This is a genomic window from Rugosibacter aromaticivorans (genome assembly GCF_000934545.1).
GTDB lineage: Bacteria > Pseudomonadota > Gammaproteobacteria > Burkholderiales > Rhodocyclaceae > Rugosibacter > Rugosibacter aromaticivorans.
Map to the genome: position 1 here is coordinate 269780 of NZ_CP010554.1, position 18944 is coordinate 288723.

19 protein-coding genes are annotated in these 18944 nt (G+C 56.3%); 12 read left to right on the forward strand and 7 right to left on the reverse strand.

Annotation, left to right across the window (positions count from 1 at the left end):
- Positions 1–3: 3 nt before the first annotated feature.
- The 5 genes from PG1C_RS01415 to PG1C_RS01435 all read left to right on the forward strand — a co-directional run bounded on the left by PG1C_RS01415 (position 4) and on the right by PG1C_RS01435 (position 6467).
- Positions 4–1203, forward strand: a complete 1200-nt coding sequence (locus tag PG1C_RS01415) for an isovaleryl-CoA dehydrogenase (protein WP_202635671.1) — start codon at positions 4–6, stop codon at positions 1201–1203.
- Between the two features lie 31 nt (positions 1204–1234).
- Positions 1235–1876 carry a 2-hydroxychromene-2-carboxylate isomerase gene (locus PG1C_RS01420; protein WP_202635672.1) on the forward strand — a complete coding sequence of 214 codons (642 nt, stop codon included), beginning with the start codon at positions 1235–1237 and terminating at the stop codon, positions 1874–1876.
- Positions 1876–3495: a carboxyl transferase domain-containing protein gene (locus PG1C_RS01425; protein ID WP_202635673.1), complete on the forward strand. Its 1620-nt coding sequence runs from the start codon at positions 1876–1878 to the stop codon at positions 3493–3495. The genes PG1C_RS01420 and PG1C_RS01425 overlap by 1 nt, the downstream gene beginning before the upstream one ends.
- Positions 3496–3561: 66 nt before the next feature.
- Positions 3562–4359 (forward strand): enoyl-CoA hydratase/isomerase family protein, encoded by a 798-nt coding sequence (locus tag PG1C_RS01430; RefSeq protein ID WP_202635674.1) that lies wholly within the window; start codon positions 3562–3564, stop codon positions 4357–4359.
- A 65-nt stretch (positions 4360–4424) separates the two neighbouring features.
- Complete coding sequence (locus PG1C_RS01435) at positions 4425–6467, forward strand: acetyl/propionyl/methylcrotonyl-CoA carboxylase subunit alpha (protein WP_202635675.1); 2043 nt, start codon at positions 4425–4427, stop codon at positions 6465–6467.
- 36 nt (positions 6468–6503) lie between these two features.
- On the opposite strand, the gene PG1C_RS01440 is transcribed toward PG1C_RS01435, so the two are convergent.
- Positions 6504–7739 (reverse strand): multidrug effflux MFS transporter, encoded by a 1236-nt coding sequence (locus tag PG1C_RS01440; protein ID WP_202635676.1) that lies wholly within the window; start codon positions 7737–7739, stop codon positions 6504–6506.
- Positions 7740–7970: 231 nt separating this feature from the next.
- Here PG1C_RS01440 and PG1C_RS01445 point away from each other — a divergent pair, with 231 nt between their 5' ends.
- Genes PG1C_RS01445 through PG1C_RS01465 form a run of 5 tightly spaced genes read left to right on the forward strand, consistent with a single transcriptional unit; the run spans position 7971 to position 10971 of the window.
- On the forward strand, positions 7971–8882 hold the full coding sequence (locus tag PG1C_RS01445; RefSeq protein ID WP_202635677.1) for a hydroxymethylglutaryl-CoA lyase: 912 nt from the start codon (positions 7971–7973) through the stop codon (positions 8880–8882).
- A gap of 27 nt (positions 8883–8909) precedes the next feature.
- Positions 8910–9119, forward strand: coding sequence for a DUF1289 domain-containing protein (locus PG1C_RS01450; RefSeq protein ID WP_202635678.1), 210 nt, complete (start codon positions 8910–8912; stop codon positions 9117–9119).
- A 52-nt stretch (positions 9120–9171) separates the two neighbouring features.
- On the forward strand, positions 9172–10014 hold the full coding sequence (gene rapZ, locus PG1C_RS01455; RefSeq protein ID WP_202635679.1) for an RNase adapter RapZ: 843 nt from the start codon (positions 9172–9174) through the stop codon (positions 10012–10014).
- A complete protein-coding gene (locus tag PG1C_RS01460) occupies positions 10011–10463 on the forward strand; it encodes a NusG domain II-containing protein (RefSeq protein WP_202635680.1) in 453 nt (150 codons plus the stop codon). Before rapZ ends, PG1C_RS01460 begins: the two co-directional genes overlap by 4 nt.
- A complete protein-coding gene (locus PG1C_RS01465) occupies positions 10444–10971 on the forward strand; it encodes a Gx transporter family protein (protein WP_202635681.1) in 528 nt (175 codons plus the stop codon). The genes PG1C_RS01460 and PG1C_RS01465 overlap by 20 nt, the downstream gene beginning before the upstream one ends.
- Here the strand turns inward: PG1C_RS01465 and mutY are convergent.
- Both mutY and purT read right to left on the reverse strand, forming a co-directional pair.
- The gene (gene mutY / locus PG1C_RS01470) at positions 10916–12079 is read right to left on the reverse strand and encodes an A/G-specific adenine glycosylase (RefSeq protein WP_202635682.1); all 1164 of its coding nucleotides are present in this window, start codon (positions 12077–12079) and stop codon (positions 10916–10918) included. The two genes, PG1C_RS01465 and mutY, sit on opposite strands and share 56 nt — an antisense overlap.
- A gap of 16 nt (positions 12080–12095) precedes the next feature.
- Entirely contained in the window at positions 12096–13322 is a 1227-nt protein-coding gene (gene purT, locus PG1C_RS01475) for a formate-dependent phosphoribosylglycinamide formyltransferase (protein ID WP_202635683.1), read from the reverse strand.
- A 124-nt stretch (positions 13323–13446) separates the two neighbouring features.
- Here purT and PG1C_RS01480 point away from each other — a divergent pair, with 124 nt between their 5' ends.
- Positions 13447–14340, forward strand: a complete 894-nt coding sequence (locus tag PG1C_RS01480; protein WP_202635684.1) for a DMT family transporter — start codon at positions 13447–13449, stop codon at positions 14338–14340.
- A gap of 111 nt (positions 14341–14451) precedes the next feature.
- Positions 14452–15228 (forward strand): ferredoxin--NADP reductase, encoded by a 777-nt coding sequence (locus PG1C_RS01485; protein WP_202635685.1) that lies wholly within the window; start codon positions 14452–14454, stop codon positions 15226–15228.
- Positions 15229–15615: 387 nt separating this feature from the next.
- On the opposite strand, the gene PG1C_RS01490 is transcribed toward PG1C_RS01485, so the two are convergent.
- The 4 genes from PG1C_RS01490 to PG1C_RS01505 form a co-directional block, all read right to left on the reverse strand.
- On the reverse strand, positions 15616–16137 hold the full coding sequence (locus PG1C_RS01490; RefSeq protein ID WP_202635686.1) for a C40 family peptidase: 522 nt from the start codon (positions 16135–16137) through the stop codon (positions 15616–15618).
- 69 nt (positions 16138–16206) lie between these two features.
- Positions 16207–17397: a cardiolipin synthase ClsB gene (clsB, locus tag PG1C_RS01495; protein ID WP_202635687.1), complete on the reverse strand. Its 1191-nt coding sequence runs from the start codon at positions 17395–17397 to the stop codon at positions 16207–16209.
- Positions 17394–18188, reverse strand: coding sequence for an endonuclease/exonuclease/phosphatase family protein (locus PG1C_RS01500; RefSeq protein WP_284431779.1), 795 nt, complete (start codon positions 18186–18188; stop codon positions 17394–17396). The genes clsB and PG1C_RS01500 overlap by 4 nt, the downstream gene beginning before the upstream one ends.
- A gap of 9 nt (positions 18189–18197) precedes the next feature.
- Positions 18198–18902 (reverse strand): queuosine precursor transporter, encoded by a 705-nt coding sequence (locus PG1C_RS01505; RefSeq protein ID WP_202635688.1) that lies wholly within the window; start codon positions 18900–18902, stop codon positions 18198–18200.
- Between the last annotated feature and the right edge of the window lie 42 nt (positions 18903–18944).

The window sequence follows — 18944 nt, forward strand, 5'->3', positions numbered from 1 at the left end:
ACCATGATAGGACTGGATTTTAATCTCGGCGAAGATATCGACGCACTACGCGATGCGGTGTGGCAGTTTGCTAAAAAAGAGATTGCGCCACGGGCAGCACAGATTGATCAAGACAATGTTTTTCCGGAGGACCTCTGGCGTAAGCTGGGTGCCATGGGCTTGTTGGGCATCAGTGTGGAAGAAGCCTATGGCGGCATGGCGATGGGGTATCTGGCGCATATCGTGGCGCTGGAAGAAATCTCTCGAGCCTCTGCGTCGGTCGGGCTTTCGTATGGCGCTCACTCTAATCTTTGTGTGAATCAGTTGCGGCGCAACGGAACCGAAGCCCAGAAAAAAACCTTTCTGCCGCGCCTTATTTCTGGCGAGCATGTTGGCGCCTTGGCGATGTCGGAGCCTAATGCTGGTTCTGACGTGGTTTCCATGACGCTGAAGGCAGATAAAAAAGGCGACCGCTTCGTTCTCAATGGCTCGAAAATGTGGATTACCAATGGGGGCGACGCCGATGTGCTGATTGTCTATGCCAAAACAGATGCAGCGGCCGGTGCAAAAGGCATTACGGCCTTCATCATAGAAAAAGGTTTTGCCGGGCTTACTGCGGGGCCTCACCTGGACAAACTGGGCATGCGTGGTTCAAACACTTTCCCGCTGTTTTTCGACGATTGTGAAGTGCCTGCCGAGAATGTGCTGGGGCAGGTGGGCGAGGGCGTCAAGGTGTTGATGAGCGGGCTGGACTATGAGCGCGCGGTGCTCTCTGGCGGGCCGCTGGGCATCATGGCCGCGTGCATGGACGTGGTGTTGCCTTACCTGCACGAGCGCAAACAGTTCAATCAGGCCATCGGTGAGTTTCAGTTGATGCAGGGCAAGCTGGCCGATATGTACACCACCTGGCAAGCGACGCGCTCGTATGTGTATGCGGTAGGTCGCATATGTGACAGGATGAGCCATCCAGATCATGCGGCAAGCAGCTCGCCGCATCAATCAAGGCCGCTGCGCAAAGAAGCCGCCGGGGCTATTTTGTATGCCGCAGAAAAAGCCACCTGGATGGCCGGTGAGGCTATCCAGATTCTGGGGGGTAATGGATATATCAATGACTACCCGGCCGGCCGTTTGTGGCGTGATGCCAAACTCTATGAGATTGGTGCGGGCACATCGGAAATTCGCCGCGCGCTTATCGGCCGCGAACTTTTTAATGAAACGCGGTGAAATACCGTGCGCGACAGTGAGGTAAAACGATATGCTTTCAGCGGCTGATTCGGCGATTGATGCGTCTATTAATAATTTAGCCATTGAATTCTGGTTTGATTTTTCATCGCCCTATTCTTATTTGGCGGCAGAAAAAATAGATGCACTGGCGGCCAGCTATCAGCGCATCGTGCATTGGCATCCGATTTTGCTTGGCGCAATATTCCAGATAACCAACACCGTACCGTTAGTGCAGCTGCCGCTCAAAGGCGACTATAGCGTGCGTGATTTTTCGCGGTCCGCGCGGTTTTTTGGCTTGCCATTCACCATGCCGTCTAAATTTCCGCTGCCGACACAGCTGGCTGCACGGGCGTATTACTGGCTCTGCGAACGTGATGTAACAATGGCGCATAACTTTGCCCGTGCAGTATTTCGTGCGCTGTTTGTGGATGATCGGGATATTTCTGATTTGGCGGTTGTGTGTGACGTTGCTGCCACGATGGGACTTGATGCCGATGCCTTATCGCTTGCCGTGGCGCAGCCCGAAGTCAAAGCGCGTCTGAAAAGTGAAACCGATGCGGCGATTCTCCAGGGCGTGTTTGGTGCGCCTTTTTTCATGGTGAATAATGAGCCCTTCTGGGGTGCCGACCGGTTAACTCAACTTGAGAAGTGGCTTGCCACAGGGGGTTTTTAGTGTCTGTTATTCAATCAGCTGTACATGCCCGGAGTGACGAATTCAAGGCGAATGCCGCTGCCATGCGCGTGCTGATCGACGACTTGCACGAAAAGTCGGCGCTGGTGACACGGGGCGGTTCTGAGCAAGCCCGCGCCAAACATCTTGCGCGGGGCAAACTATTGCCACGTGAACGTGTTGATGCGCTGCTCGACCCGGGCTCAGCATTTCTTGAACTTTCCACCCTCGCGGCGTATGGCATGTACGGCGAGAATCATGGCAATGAAGTGCCTTCTGCAGGCGTGATTACAGGCATTGGCCGTGTTCGCGGGGTGGAGTGCATGATTGTGGCGAATGATGCCACCGTCAAAGGCGGAACCTACTACCCGATGACGGTGAAAAAGCATTTGCGGGCGCAAGAAATTGCCCAGCAAAATCGCCTGCCCTGTATTTATCTGGTGGATTCTGGCGGTGCTTTTCTGCCTGCCCAGGATGATGTTTTTCCAGATCGTGATCACTTCGGTCGCATTTTTTTCAACCAGGCCACCATGAGTGCAGCAGGCATTCCGCAAATCGCGGTAGTCATGGGCTCATGCACGGCAGGTGGCGCGTATGTGCCTGCGATGAGTGATGAAAGCATCATCGTCAAAAATCAGGGCACTATTTTTCTGGGCGGCCCGCCGCTAGTGAAAGCTGCCACGGGTGAGGTCGTGAGTGTTGAGGATCTGGGCGGTGGGGATGTGCATACGCGTATCTCTGGCGTTTGTGATCATCTGGCAGAAACCGATCACCATGCGTTGTCGATTGCGCGGGGAATTGTGGGTAATCTCAACTGGCAAAAACCGGTGACGCTCGATCTGGCAACACCCGAAGAACCGCTGTATGACCCTTCAGAACTGCTGGGAGTGATTCCGGCAGATACCAAAAAACCGTATGACGTGAAGGAAGTCATTGCCCGTTTGGTGGATGGCTCACGTTTTGATGAATTCAAGGCGCGCTATGGCACAACCCTGGTGACGGGTTTTGCCCGATTGCATGGCTACCCGATTGGCATTGTGGCCAATAACGGCATTTTGTTTTCCGAATCGGCGCTCAAGGGGGCACATTTCATCGAGCTGTGTGCTCAGCGGGGCATTCCGTTAGTGTTCTTGCAGAACATCACAGGGTTTATGGTCGGTCGCAAATATGAAAACGGCGGCATTGCCAAAGATGGCGCAAAGCTGGTTATGGCCGTAGCCAACGCGCAGGTGCCGAAATTCACAATGATTATCGGTGGCTCATTTGGTGCCGGTAATTACGGGATGTGTGGCCGCGCTTTTTCTCCCCGCATGCTATGGATGTGGCCCAATGCGCGTATTAGCGTCATGGGCGGCGAGCAGGCAGCGTCGGTGCTGGCGACTGTCAAGCGCGATGGTTTTGACGCCGCAGGCAAACCCTGGAGTGCGGCAGAAGAAGCGGCTTTCAAAGAGCCCATCAGGGCGCAGTATGAAGCACAAGGGCATCCATATTACGCCACAGCGCGCTTGTGGGACGATGGTGTGATTGACCCAACGCAATCTCGGCAGACCTTGGCGCTGGGTATTTCTGCCGCGCTCAATGCGCCGATTCAGCCCACGCAGTTTGGCATTTTCCGGATGTAATACGCCGCCAGTTGTTTTGACGCAAAAACTAATTTTTTGAATACATTGGGTGAGGCAAATGAAAATATGTATCAAACCATCCTGACAGAAGTGGATGCCGGGGTTGGCATCATTACGCTGAATTGCGCAGAGCGGCATAACGCGTTTGACGATGTATTGATTGGCGAGCTGACACAAGCTATTGCGGCGATGACGCAGGATGCTGCCGTGCGCGTCATCGTGTTATCGAGCAGCGGGAAAAGTTTTTGCGCGGGTGCTGATTTGAACTGGATGCGGCGTGCGGCAAATTACTCGGATGCCGAAAATTTACGCGATGCTCGCGCACTGGCCGAGATGCTGCGTTGTCTGGCGCAATGCCCCAAACCGACGATTGCCCGCGTGCAAGGTCCGGCCTATGCCGGCGGCGTGGGGCTGGTGGCGTGCTGCGATATTGCAATTGCCGTGTTTGATGCGCAATTTTCTTTGCCAGAAGTTCGCATTGGCATTGTGCCGGCCACCATTAGTCCCTATGTCATCAGTGCGATCGGTAAGCGCCATGCGCATCGCTATATGCTGACAGCAGAGCGCTTTTCAGCGGCGGTAGCGTATCGTATAGGGCTGGTGCATGAATTGGTAGCGGATGAGGCAGCGCTAGATAACGCCATTGGAGAAATTGTCGAGGACCTGCTGAAGAACGCGCCTGATGCATCGGCCGAATGCAAATCGCTAATCACCGCAGTGGCTAACAAGCCACTTACGCCAGACATCATTGAGGACACTGCGCAGCGCATCACGCGTCTGCGCGCCAGTACCGAAGGCCGTGAAGGTATGCGTGCCTTCTTGGAAAAACGCAAACCACATTGGGCGGCTAATGAGACTTTTTAACGCCATAATGCCACGGCCATACCAGATTACTCGGGCGCGTTAAATGACTGCACAGGGTTGACACGATGTTTAAAAAAATTCTCATCGCCAATCGTGGCGAGATTGCTTGTCGTATTATCAAAACGGCGCGTCGTATGGGTATCCGAACCGTTGCTGTTTATTCGACGGCAGACGCGCAGGCGCGCCATGTGCGCATGGCGGATGAGGCGCTGTGGATAGGGGAGGCCGCGCCTGCGGGATCGTATTTGGCGATCGATAACATTGTTGAGGCAGCCAAAGCGAGCGGTGCGCAAGCGATTCACCCCGGCTATGGCTTTCTTTCCGAAAATGCGGCATTTGCCCAGGCCTGTACGCAAAACGGGCTGGTGTTTATCGGCCCACCGGCGTCAGCTATTCGCGCCATGGGCTCCAAGTCGGCGGCTAAACAGCTGATGGAAAAAGCTGGTGTGCCACTCACACCCGGGTATCACGGGGATGACCAGACACCTGATTTTTTGCGCCGGCAAGCAAAAAAAATAGGTTATCCGGTACTCATCAAGGCAGCTGCGGGCGGTGGGGGAAAAGGCATGCGTGTGGCAGCAGCAGACGCTGAGTTTCTGGATGCGCTGGCGTCTTGCCAGCGCGAAGCCAGCGCGAGCTTTGGCGATGCGCAGGTTTTGCTTGAAAAATATCTGCAACCCGCACGGCATATTGAGGTGCAGATTTTTGGTGATAGTCATGGAAATTATGTGTATTTGTACGAGCGAGATTGCTCGGTGCAGCGGCGTCACCAGAAAGTGCTGGAAGAAGCGCCGGCGCCAGGGCTAACCCCCGAGCGTCGCGCCACCATGGGCAAAGCGGCGGTGAGCGCTGCGCAGGCTGTGGGCTATGTGGGTGCGGGCACGGTTGAATTTATTGTTCCGGGCGGCTCATCTGACGGTGCGTTTTACTTCATGGAAATGAATACGCGGCTGCAAGTCGAGCACCCGGTGACGGAAATGATTACCGGGCTGGATCTGGTCGAATGGCAGTTAAAAGTCGGCGCTGGTGAGACGCTACCTTTGACGCAGGAACAGATCATGGTCCGCGGCCATGCACTGGAGGCGCGTATTTATGCCGAAGACCCCGATAAAGGTTTTTTGCCCTCGACGGGCCGAGTGATTCATTTTGCGCACCCCACTGAAACGCCCTTTGTGCGCATGGATGCTGGCGTGGCAGCGGGGGACGAGATCACGCCTTACTATGACCCCATGATTGCCAAGCTGATCGTATGGGACGACAGCGAAAGCGCGCCACGAGCGCATGCCTGTGCCCGTATGCTGCAGGCGTTAGCTGAGGTTGAAATTGTGGGCGTGGCTAACAATGTCGATTTTCTTTCTCGCCTTGTGGCTTGCCCGTCTTTTGTAGAGGCCGATCTGGATACAGGGTTGATCGAACGCGAACATTGTTTTCTGTTTCCTGAACCAGCCGGGCCGCCGCCAGAGGTGTGGTTGAGTGCGGCGTTGGCTGAACTGTTGCGCATCCAGAAAGATGCGGCAAAGAGTGCGGCAAAGAGTAAAGACCCGCATTCCCCCTGGCATGCGCGAGACGGTTGGCGTGTTACAGGGCAAGCCCGACAGACATTGCATTTGCACTGTGGTGATGCAGAAAAAACAGTTTTTGCAGCGGCCAGCAGCCGGGGCTTTATGCTCGAATTCAATGGCCAGCGGATAGATGCTGCTGGGCAGTTAGATAACGCCGGTGTGTTGCATGCTGATTTTGGCGGCCGACGATGCACCGTCACGGTTATTCCTGTGGCTGAAAAGCGCCATGTCTTTATGCACGGCACAGCACATGTGATTACTTTGCTTGATCCGCTGAGTCACGCCGGTCAACAAGCGGTAGCAGAAGGTAGCGTGATGGCCCCCATGCCAGGAAAAATCATTGCGTTACTGGCCACAGCCGGTGAAAAAGTTGCCCAAGGTACGCCCTTGCTGATTCTCGAAGCGATGAAGATGGAACATACCGTTACCGCACCCACCGCCGGTATCGTGCGCGATTTTCACTTTGCAGTGGGAGATCCCGTTGCAGAGGGCGTGGTGCTGATGTCGTTTGAAGAATCTGACCTGGATGCAAGTGTGCCAGGGTAGGCAATGGAAGTAACGCGTAGTCAGTTTTACCCGTGTTTAATCAGTCTTAACTGACCGTGCGCGTTGGTAGTGTCGGCCAATTGCCAGGGCGAGTACCGCAGTTAGCCAGTAACCACTCACTGCCAATGCCATTGTTTGTGGGCTATGCCAGACAAGTGGAGCGATCACGGCGGCAGTAAAACCATTCATGCCGACTTGATACGCACTTTGCAGACTGGAAGCCAAACCCCGCCGCGCGGGAATTTTTTCCAGCGCAAGAATCTGCAAACTAGGCCAGACTAAGGCCATGCCAAATGAATACACGGGGATAGCCAGAATATTCTGCGGTAGTCCTTTGGGCAGGAAAAAGCTGATCACGATATTCATGATGCTGCCCAACAACATGATGAGAAAACCCAGGCGCACGGTCTTGTTTGTCGAGAGCCGACCAGCGGTGCGCGAACTGACGAAGGATCCGCTCAACATACCCAGACTAACCGCCAGGAAAAGCCAGGCAAAACTGGAGAATGTGGTATCAGCCACCGAGCTTAGAAAGTTAGGCGCGGAAAGAATGTAAATCATGTGCCCATTAATCAGCAGTGCCAGGGCAAGACATAAATAGCTGAATTCGGGGAGCAGCAGGGCCTCTTTATAAGCGTACAGAAGTGGTTTGGCTGCGAAAGGCTGACGCTTTTCTGGCGGTAATGTTTCCGGGAGGATGCGCCAAACCGCAATAAATAACACGGCACCCAATGTCGCCAGAAAAACAAAGACCGAGCGCCATCCAAAATGGCTTGCCAATAGGCTGCCGATCATGGGTGCAATAGCTGGTGCCAGAGAAAAAAACATGGAGATGTGTGCCATCAGACGTTGTGCCGCAGCGCCTTTGAGTATGTCAAGTACGGTAGCTCGGCCAACAGACATACCTGCGCCAGCGGCAATACCTTGTAATGCGCGACCAATAGATAACGTCAAAACGTTGGGTGCAAAAAGGCAGATCAGCGCTGCCACAGTGTACACGAACACTCCTACGAGGATGACGCGTTTGCGACCTACGGCGTCTGAAATGCTGCCATGCCAAAGTGTCATGAACGCAAAGGGTAACAAGTAAGCTGCCAGCGTTTGTTGTACCTGGACAGGGGTTGCTTGCAGGCTGGCGCCAATATCCGGGAATGCTGGCAAATACATGGTGATCGAAAAGGGGCCGATGGCAGTGAGTGCTGCAATCAATAACGCAAATCCCCTTGGGGCTTTTTGATGGTGCGCTTGTGCGGTAGGGGTAGAAGACGTCATGATGGCGGGTGTGGTAAGTGCAGGTTTGGTCTGTCACCGTCATAAAAAAGGATCGCCAGCATGCTTGGTGAATGTGCCTCAAAACCGTGCTCAAAAAAAGGTGCGATGGCAGCTGGTTAGGCGCGAAAATTATTAAGCTATTGGCAAGGCCTTCATTATCCCATAGATGAGCAATGCCATGGGGATGAGCGAGTAGAATAAAACATTACAGGACGGTTTATTTCATTCCTCATGACACTCCCGAGTAAAGTTCGACTCGTTGAAGTAGGCCCGCGTGATGGCTTGCAAAACGAAAAGCAGGTGATTTCAACCGAGATCAAGGTTGAATTGATTCATCGTTTGGCATCAGCAGGCCTGCGCACGATTGAAGCCACGGCGTTTGTTTCACCCAAGTGGGTGCCACAGATGGCGGATGCCGCAGCGGTTTTTTCTGCCATTCAACCATTGCCGACGGTGACTTATCCGGTGCTCACGCCCAACAGGCAGGGCTTTGATGCGGCCATGGCGGCCGGGGCAAAAGAGGTCAGTGTATTTAGTGCCGCGTCTGAAACTTTTTCGCGGAAAAATACGCATTGTTCGATGAGTGAATCCCTTGAGCGGTGCCGTTCGGTGGCGGAAGCGGCCAAGGCCGAACATATCAAAGTGCGCGGGTATGTTTCCTGCGTGTTGGGCTGCCCCTATGAAGGCGAGATCACGCCGCTGGCGGTGGCTGAGGTGGCGCGCGCGCTGTTTGATATGGGTTGTTATGAAGTTAGTTTGGGTGACACCATCGGTACGGGTACGCCGGAGAAAACCAAGGCGATGCTCGAAGCGGTTGCGCGGTGGGTGCCATTAAAAAAACTGGCAGGCCATTTTCATGACACCTGGGGTATGGCCATCGCCAATGTGTATGCCTCGCTGCAAACGGGCGTGTCTGTGTTTGATAGCTCCGTGGCAGGTTTGGGTGGCTGCCCCTATGCGCCCGGTGCGTTGGGCAATGTGGCCACAGAAGATGTGGTCTGGTTGCTCCAGGGCTGCGGCATTGAGTGCGACGTGAGTCTTGAAGCACTGGTTAATACCGCCGAGTGGATTTCTCGCGAGCTTGGCCGTGAGCCGTCATCAAGGGTCACGCGTGCCCTGCGTGCGCGGCGCAATGTTGCTTGAACCGTGGCTTGAAAAGTCGGCGCTGGTATGACGGCAATTAATTCACCCTGCGTCAATGTGTGTCGTATGCAAGGCACCTTGTGTCTGGGTTGCTATCGCACTTTGAACGAAATTGCTGGCTGGAGCCAGATGTCGGATGCCGGAAAGCAGCAAGTGCTGAGCGCTGTTGCAAAGCGCTCGGTAAGCGTGGCTGAAAACAGCGATGTACTACCGGCGGCACAGAAAAAATCCGGGTGAGCATCGGGTGGTTAGGCGCTATTCTGGCGCCCAATCCGTTATGCTTTGAACCATGAAAGTTGTTCTCATTAGTGGTTTGTCTGGCTCCGGTAAATCCATCGCCCTTAAAGTAATGGAAGATGCTGCCTACTATTGCGTCGACAATCTACCCGCACCCCTCCTTTTTGAACTGGTTCAACACCTGCGTATGACAGGCGAAGAGCGGGTTGCCGTCGCTATTGATATGCGCGGCGGCTCGTCCATTGCAGCGATCCCGCCGCAACTCAGGCAGCTCGAATCTGAAGGCATCCAGTTGCAGTTTGTGTTTTTGGATACGCGCACGGATATCTTGATTCAGCGGTTTTCAGAAACGCGTCGTCGGCATCCGCTGGCGGGTAACGATGTCACGCTGGAAGAAGCGATCAAGAATGAACGCGAAGCGCTGACCTTTCTTGCGGCCATTGGTCATCACATCGACACCAGCCATTTACGGCCCAATGCCTTGCGCGCCTCTATCAAAGAGTTCATTTTGCTGGATGCGCCCCATGGGCTGACGTTACTGTTTGAGTCGTTTGGCTTCAAGCACGGCCTGCCGCTCGACGCTGATCTCGTGTTTGATGTGCGTTGCCTGCCCAACCCGCATTACGACCCCGCGTTACGTCCGCTCACCGGGCGTGATGCGGAAGTGATCGCCTTTCTCTCGGCAGAAGAAGATGTGCGCCGCATGGAAGAGGATATCCGCCGTTTTGTGGCCTCGTGGCTGCCCGCTTATAAGCGGGATAACCGGGTTTATTTGACAGTGGCTATCGGTTGTACGGGCGGGCAGCATCGCTCGGTTTATCTGGCGGAAAAACTGGCCAACCATTTTCGGGACCAGGCCAATGTGCTGGTACGCCATCGCACGCTGGTGGAATGAAAGCGGTATTACCTGACGATCTGCGCGAAATTTTCAGCGAGGCACGCCACGAGTCGCGCAATTCAGGTTCGTGGCACAAGTATCTCAAAGCGGGGGATTGGCTGGTCTTGCTTGTCAGTGGGGCGCTGGTTGTTTTTTCCTACGCACTGCTGTGGCGTGGTGGTGTGGCAGATCGCGCCATCGTTAAGCGCGATGGCAAAACAGTCATTGAGTTAAGCCTGAATAGCGCGCGAAAGGCACGCGTGGAAGGTCCGCTGGGCACGACCGTGATCGAAGTGCAACCCGGCCGCGCGCGTGTTTTTTCCGACCCCGGCCCACGCCAGTATTGCGTACAGCAAGGCTGGCTGACGCGCGCCGGTGCCGTAGCCATCTGCGCACCGAATCACCTCACGCTGCAATTGAACGGCCGGAATGCGGACAACGCGGACTATGACTCCCTCAACTATTGAACTGCCGGTAACCGAAGACGACCGTCGCATCGCGCGCTACACGGCGATGGCGATTGCGCTCACGGTGGCCGAAGCCGCACTGCCCAGCCCGTTGCCCGGTATCAAGCCGGGGCTGGCCAATATCATCGTGCTGGTGGTCTTGCTGCGGCACGGTTGGCGCGATGCGGCCTGGGTGAGTTTGCTGCGCGTCGTGGCGGGTGGTTTGGTGATTGGACAACTTTTTGCGCCGGGTTTTTTTCTTGCGTTAGCTGGCGCAGTCAGCAGTTTGGCGGCCTTATTTTTAGCTGTGCGGTTGCCGCGACGCTGGTTTGGTGCGGTAACGATCAGTCTGCTCGCTGCCTTCGCGCATATCGGTGGTCAACTTGTGCTGGCGCGGCTATGGCTGGTGCCGCATGACGGTGTGTTTTATCTGGCACCGCTATTTGCCACAGCGGCCCTGGCTTTCGGCACGATTAACGGGTTGATCGCGGCGCACTTACTGGCCGCCGTGCTGCCTCATACAGACTGAGTTCTGCGAGAATGCGCCGGACGGGCGCGGGCAACGCGGCGGTATCCAGCGCGGTTAAATCAAGCCAATGCAAACCCGCTTCCATCGCACTGGGGCGCAAGCTCACGTGGCATAGCAGCGGCGTGATGTGCAGGCGAAAATGCGTGAAGACGTGCATGAAAGTCTGCGCTGGTGAGCCGCCGCGACGCAAGCCCCCCTGGGCAGGGGCAATCAGCGTGACGCCAAAAACTTTTTCAACGTACGCAGTGGCGTCCTCGCCTGGCGGCAATTCCGGCAGTGAGCGCAAGCCACCCCAGATACCTGTCGGTGGGCGGGTTTCCAGCAGCACGCGATGCTCATGCACGATAACCAGCAGTGTGGCGTGGCGTTCGGGAAGCGCGCGGCGTGGTTTCTTTTGCGGCAACTCTGCGGTGCGGCCGGTGGCACGCGCTACGCAAATTTCTTCTAGCGGGCAGACAGTGCATTGCGGTCGGTTGCGCGTGCACAGCGTAGCACCCAAATCCATCTGCGCCTGAATGTAGGTGGTCATATTCGGTCCAGAACCGCCCAAAGACAGGTTCCCGGCGACGGGTTCAAGCAAAGATTCAAGCGGGGGTAACAGTTCCTCGGCGTGTTGCCAAAGCCGGCTTTCCAGCGCTGCTGTGCCGGGCACGCCTTCAATACCGAACACGCGGCAGAGGACGCGCTTGACGTTGCCATCGAGAATCGGCACACGCGCGCCAAAGCACACCACGGCAATGGCATTGGCGGTGGAACGACCGATACCGGGTAATTGCGCAATAACTTCTGGCGCTTCTGGAAACACGCCGCCATGCAGCGTCATCACGGCACGTGCTGCCGCGTGCAAGTTGCGCGCACGTGCGTAATAGCCCAGCCCGCTCCATAGCGGCATGACCTCTTCAACCGGCGCAGCAGCTAACTCTTCCAACGTGGGGAAGTGCGCGAGAAAACGCTGATAGTAGGGAATCACCGTGACAACTTGCGTCTGCTGCAACATGATTTCCGAGAGCCAAACGCGATATGGATCGCGCGTGTTCTGCCAGGGCAAATCATGCCGTCCGTGCTGCGCGTGCCAGCGGATGAGGAGAGCGGAAAAATCTTCTGCCACGGAAGGCGTACTGTGCTTACTCGCCCTTGACCGGTTTCACCAGGCTGGCTGCGAGCTTTGCTCTGGCGCGCGCTTCATCGGTTGTATCAGCAGTCGCCAGCGCCACGCCCATGCGGCGTTTAACAAAACTCTCTGGCTTGCCAAACAATCGCAGGTCGGATTCCGGCACGCACAGGGCTTCTGCCACGCCCTCAAAGGCAATGCCTTTGGCATCCATGCCGCCATAGATAACGGCCGAAGCGCCCGTGCGGCGCAAGCCGGTATCGACCGGCAGGCCAAGAATGGCGCGCGCATGCAGCTCGAATTCCGACAAGCGCTGGGTGGCCAGCGTGACCAGTCCGGTGTCATGCGGGCGCGGGCTGACTTCAGAAAACCACACGTCGTTCCCCTTGATGAACAGCTCGACACCAAAGAGGCCATGTCCGCCAAGATTGCTGGTAATGACACGCGCAACATCGCGCGACTTTTGCAGCGCCACGGCCGACATGGCCATCGGTTGCCATGATTCAACATAGTCGCCATTCACCTGCACATGGCCGATGGGCTCGCAAAAGAAAGTTTCCACTGCGCCCGATGCACCCACGGCGCGCACCGTCAATTGCGTGATCTCATAATCAAAATCAATAAAGCCCTCGACGATTACGCGCCCCGCGCCCACGCGGCCACCGGCTTGCGCGTAGTCCCACGCCGTGGTCACATCCTCTGCCGATTTGATCAGTGACTGACCCTTGCCAGAAGAGGACATCACCGGCTTGATCACGCAGGGGTAGCCAATGCCACCGTCAATCGCGGCTTGCAATTCGGCCAGCGAGTCGGCGAAGCGGTAGGGTGATGTCGGCAAGCCGAGTTCTTCCGCCGCCAGCCGGCGGATACCTTCGCGGTTCATCGTGAGTTGCGCGGCGCGCGCGCCAGGAACGATTTCGGGAAAATACCCGGCAATGCCTTCCTCTTCGATTTCGGCCAGTGTCGCCGTGGCAATGGCTTCGATTTCGGGCACCACCAGATGCGGCTTTTCCTGCGCGATTACGGCACGCAAGGCCGCGCCATCGGTCATGTTGATCACATGGCTGCGGTGCGCCACCTGCATGCCGGGCGCATCGGCATAGCGATCAACGCCAATCACCTCGCAGCCCAGCCGTTGCAATGCGATAATCACCTCTTTGCCAAGTTCGCCGCAGCCCAGCAGCATGACGCGCGTGGCAGAGGGTGACAACGGTGTGCCGATGCGAGCATTTGTTTTCATCATCAATCCTTGTTGTAAAGCAGCTATCGATGGCTGATTTTAGCCGACCATTGATAGCCAGGCCTGTGTCTGAACCTGTATCCGAATCTGTGTCCGAATTTTCGTTCAATTCCATAGCCAATTCATGTCCGAATCCACATCTCCCCTCGCTTCATTTTTACGCAGTGGCTGGCCTGCGCTGCTCGCAACCTTAAGTATCTGGGCGGGCTTTATTCTGGTGTCGCGGGCTGCCGGCAAAGGTGTGCTGACTGCCTGGGATGTCACTGCGTTGCGCCTCGGTATGGGTGGCTTTATCTCCCTGTTCTTTCTGCCGCGCATCACGCTGCCACCGCCAAAAACCGTGCTGCTGTTTGCGTTGTTCGGTGGCATCGGCTATGCCTGCTTTGTTTATTCTGGTTTTCGTCTCGCTCCGGCAGCGCATGGGGCGGTTCTGGCACCGGGTGGTCTCCCCTTTGCCACGGCAATCGTTGCCTGGCTCTGGCTGAAAAAAGTCCCCAACCGAGGGCAAATGCTGGCGTTGCTCGGCGTGCTGGCCGGCATCATTCTGATCGCTACCGACACACTGTCGGCCAGTGGACAGATCACCGGCTGGCAGTTAGTAGGCGACCTGCTGTTCATCTGCGCTTCGTTTTCATGGGCCATCTTCACCCTGTTACTGCGTCAGAACCCCATGCCGCCATTGGCAGCGACAGTCACCACCGTGCTGGGCGGCGCGTTGCTGTATTTGCCGTTCTGGTGGTTTTTTCTGCCCAGCACACTGCCCAGCGCATCGCACGGTGAAATCGCGCTACAGGCTTTGTATCAAGGGGTGCTGGTGGTTTTTGTCGCCCTGCTGCTTTACGCGCAGGCGGTGCGCCAGCTCGGGCTGCAAATCGTGGCGCTCACCCTGGGCATGGTTCCCGTGCTGGCGTCCCTTGCTGCCGTACCTGTGCTGGGTGAGCCGCTCTCGCTGCTGGCCTTGGCCGGCCTCGCGGCGGTTACTGTAGCCGCCGTGCTGGGCGTGCGCGCCAGCCGGTAATGCTTTTTGCATTGTGGAATAAATATAGAACAGAAGAATCTAAGCCTGCCGCTGCCAGTTTTGTAAAATGGCAGCCGTTGAAGAATCAAAAATGAAAACAAGGAAGTAAATATGGCATCCGTTGCAACCGAGAAAGTCATCAGCGTCCATCACTGGAACGACACGCTATTTAGTTTCCGCACCACGCGCGATCGTGGTCTGCGCTTCGAGAACGGGCATTTCATCATGATCGGCCTGGAAGTAGATGGCCGCCCGTTGCTGCGCGCCTACAGCATCGCCAGCCCGAACCATGAAGAATACCTTGAGTTTTTCAGCATCAAGGTCGCCAGCGGTCCACTCACCTCACGCCTGCAAAAAATCGAAGTGGGCACCTCAGTCCTGGTGGGCAGCAAACCCACAGGCACGTTGGTGATTCGTGATTTGAAGCCAGGGAAAAATCTTTATCTTTTTTCCACCGGCACGGGCCTCGCGCCGTTTTTGAGCATCGTGCAAGACCCTGAAACCTACGCCGCGTTTGAAAAAGTGGTGCTGATTCATGGCGTGCGCTACACCAGCGAGCTGGCCTACGCCAAATTATTTACCGAGGATTTGCCGCAGCATGAATTCTTGGGCGATATGGTGAAGGAACAACTCATTTACTACCCCACCGTTACGCGCGAGCCCTTCCGCAATCAAGGCCGCATCACCACGCTGATCGAATCCGGCAAGCTTTTCGCCGACATCGGCCTGCCACCGCTGGATCCAGCCAATGATCGGGTCATGATCTGCGGCAGCCCGCACATGCTGGCCGACTGCTCAACCCTGCTCGATGCACGCGGCTTTGCGATTTCGCCACACACTGGCGTGGCTGGCGATTACGTCATCGAGCGCGCGTTCGTCGAGCGCTGAGGCGGTAGAAAATCCCGCTTGGAAACACAGGGGGCTTTCTCAAAAGCAGATTAATGAGGCCTTGGCTTGGGTTCATACTCATCATGAGGAGATCACGCATGCCTGGCGCATCTACTTCGGCGATTGAAGTTTCCTTGATATCAAGCGAGGGTTTTTGGCTGCGCTTGGACAACGAAGAGCTTTTGTTTCCTATGCAGAATTCCCGTGATTCAAGCGGGCCACTGTTGAGCAAACGACTATGCTTGAGCGGCCATCGGCCGATCACCTTTATTGGTCTTAGTTGACCTTGCGGTTGCATCCATCCGTAATCCGGCGTTGTTTCCATTAGTTTCCAAGCCGAATTCATCAATTTAGCGGGCGCGATAAGACGCGCTGCTGGTCACGCTGCTATTCAAAATAAGTTCGCGCTTCCTCAAGCCGCGTGGCGAACCAGCCGCTGGTCAGGCTGTCGATTCTGACTTTTCCCCGGCTGCTTGGTGCGTGGATAAAGCGGCCTTCGCCAATGTAGATGCCTACGTGCGAGTGCGGCCGGTTGAGGGTGTTGAAAAATACCAGGTCGCCGGGTTGCATGCGCGCTATGTCCACAGCACGGCCGCGTCGTGCGATGTCGGCGGCGGAGCCTTGCAGTTTGAGGTTGGCCGACTGATCAAAAACATAGCTGACCATGCCGCTGCAATCGAGTCCAGCTTCGGGGTTTTTGCCGCCGAAGCGGTAGCCGGTATTGATCAGTCCAAGCGAAAACAGAACCACTTCGTTGGCTTTTTCGCGCGCAGCAAGAGAATGCGCCGCACCCCAAGGGTACTTGCTGCGCGGCGTCTCACCAGCGCCGACTTTTGTGACCGGTGCGCTGCTGCACGCTGCAAGCAGCAGCACGCCGGGAATCAGCAGGGTGAGCCAGAGTGATCGCATTGTTTTGTATTTATTCGAGGCGCATTGTTTGATAGAAGAGTGCATCGTAAGGAACGGGGGCGCGTGGCGTCAACCTGGGCCAGACATGGTGTAGTGCTTTCCATACCCGGTCATGCCGACGAGCAGACGCACCAGCGCATAGGCGGCGGTGTTGATTTGCCGCATCAGCCATGAACGATTTTTCGCCCCATGGTGAATTTCGACCGCATCGCGGCTGATCGCCGAGCGCAGATGCGTAGCGAGTTCGAGTGCGAATGGCCGGTCACGCGAGATGATATTGGCTTCACGCGATAGCAGCAGGCTGAAGGGGTCGATGTTCGATGAGCCAACGGTAGCCCATTCACCATCGATGACTGCCACCTTGGCGTGTAGAAAGGCAGCCTGATATTCGAAAATACGCACACCGGCATTCAGCAGGCTGTCGTAAATCGCCTGCATGGCGTGATGTTGAAGTACGTGGTCGGTGCGGCCCTGCAATAGCAGGGCCACGTTAACGCCGCGCTGGGCGGCGTCTATCAGCGCATCGAGAAAGCGCCGCCCGGGTAAAAAATAGGCATTGGCGATGATGATTTCTCGCTGCGCATCAGTCATTGCTTCGAGATAAGCTTCTTCGATATCGCGTCGGTGACGCAGGTTGTCGCGAATCACCAAGGCGGCGCGCACTGTGCCTTTGGGTTGTGGTGGGGATGGTTGAAAGCTTGGCGCATGCGGGCGATGGCCCAGATGCGACCAGCGCACGATATGCCACACATGACGCATAGCCGCGTGAATTGTGGCAACCAGCGGGCCTTCGATGCGCGCTGCATAATCAAAGCGTGGAGCAGATACGCCTGCCTCGAAATCGCTGTTCACATTGATGCCGCCGACAAAAGCCAGGTGGCCGTCGATCACGGCTAACTTGCGATGCAGTCGGCGCAGGCGATGCCAATGCAAGCGTCGTTGCTGGGGCTGGGGGCGATAAACCAACAGCTCGACGCCATCGGCGATGAGCGAAGCGCCGAGGTTCGTTACGAATTCGCGCGCACCGAAGCCATCAACCAGCACCCGCACGGCAACGTCGCGCCGAGCCGCCCGAGCCAGCGCCGCAGCGACACTGCGTCCGGTTTCGTCATCGGCAAAAATATAGGTTTCCAGATGCACTTCGTGCGTTGCGCCATCAATCGCCGCGATCAGCACCGGGAAATACGCCACACCCGTCGCCAGAAGCTGTAGCGTGTTGCCGGATGAAAAGTCTTGAGTCCGTCTCTGGGCGGCGCTCATGGGATGGCGATTTGCAGCTTGGCGGAAAGCGCTGCGTGGTCTGAGATGCTTGACCACGGCAGGCCAGCGTGGCGATGCGCAGCGGTGACTGTTAACCCGCGCTGATAAATGCGGTCGAGCCGGAACAGCGGCAGCGCAGCGGGATAACTGCGCGATGGGCGCACTGCTTTATGTTGCCCCGCGCGCTGACCCGCATTCGGATTCGCACTGGTGAATATCTCGCTCAGCCCCAGTCGCTGTGTCAGTATTTCGCCGGCATGATTACGCCAGTCATTGAAATCGCCGGCAATCAGCAGCGGCGCATCAGGCATCACCATGGCGTCGATATAGCTGGCCAGCGCGTCAAGCTGCCAGCGGCGCGAACGCGCAAAGAGCGACAAATGCACGCACACGCAATGCAGCGCTTGGTTGAGTTGTGGCAGTTCAACGGCGCAATGCAGCAGCCCGCGCCGCTCGAAACGCAGATGCGTTACGTCCTGGTTGTATTCGTGCAAGATGGGGAAGCGCGACAGAATGGCATTGCCGTGATGGCCGTGGTCATACACCATGTTTTGGCCATAGGCGCTGTTGTGCCACACACCGGCGGCGAGAAACTCATGCTGCGGTGCAGATGGCCAATGCGCATGCTGCGCAGCGTGTTTCAGATGCAGCCCTTGTACTTCTTGCAGAAACACAATATCGGCATCCAGCGCACGCAGGCGTTCACGCAGCTCGTGCACCATCATGCGGCGATTGAACTGGGAAAATCCTTTATGAATATTCCAGGTAGCGACTGAAATCGGCAGCGTCACGTCTCAGGACTAAATGCGAAACGGGTTGAAGTCGGTGTTGCGATCGTACCAGTCTTCGTTCTCGGCATGCTTGAGGAAGGCAACGACACGGTAAGTAACTGGCGTCATGACAATCTCCCAACTGGTCTTCAGCACATACTGGGTGAGGGCGATTGTTGCGACCTGGGCATCGGGCCAGATACCGTAGAAGGCAATGACGTAGAACAGGCCGGAATCCACTGCTTCGCCGACCAGTGTCGAACCTATGGTGCGCGTCCACAGCCAGCGGCCCGCGCTCCAGATTTTCATTTTCGCCATGACGTAGCTGTTGGCGAAACTGCCGCACCAGAAGGCGATCATGGAGCCTGCAACGATGCGCCAGGTATTGCCAAACACTGCTTCGAGATGCGTCTGATAGCTTTGGTTGAATTCGTCCGGCACGGGGGGCAATGCGAGCACCACGGCGGCCATGAAGCTGGCGAAGGCGAGCGCCGCAAAGCCTGCCCAAACCACGCGCCGGTCACGGCCATAACCGTAAACCTCGGTGAGGATGTCGCCGAAAATGTAGGAGATCGGGAAGAACAGCACGCCGCCACTGAAGGAAACCGCGCCAATCAGCGGCAATGTGAGTTGCGCCGCTTTGGCTGCACCGATCAGGTTGGCGCAGAGCAGGACGCAGACAAAAGCCGCCATGACAAAATCATAATAGCGGTAACTGCGTTGCGGTGATTTCATTAAGCAATGCTTAAGAAAAGTTATGCGCAGCGGTATCCAGCA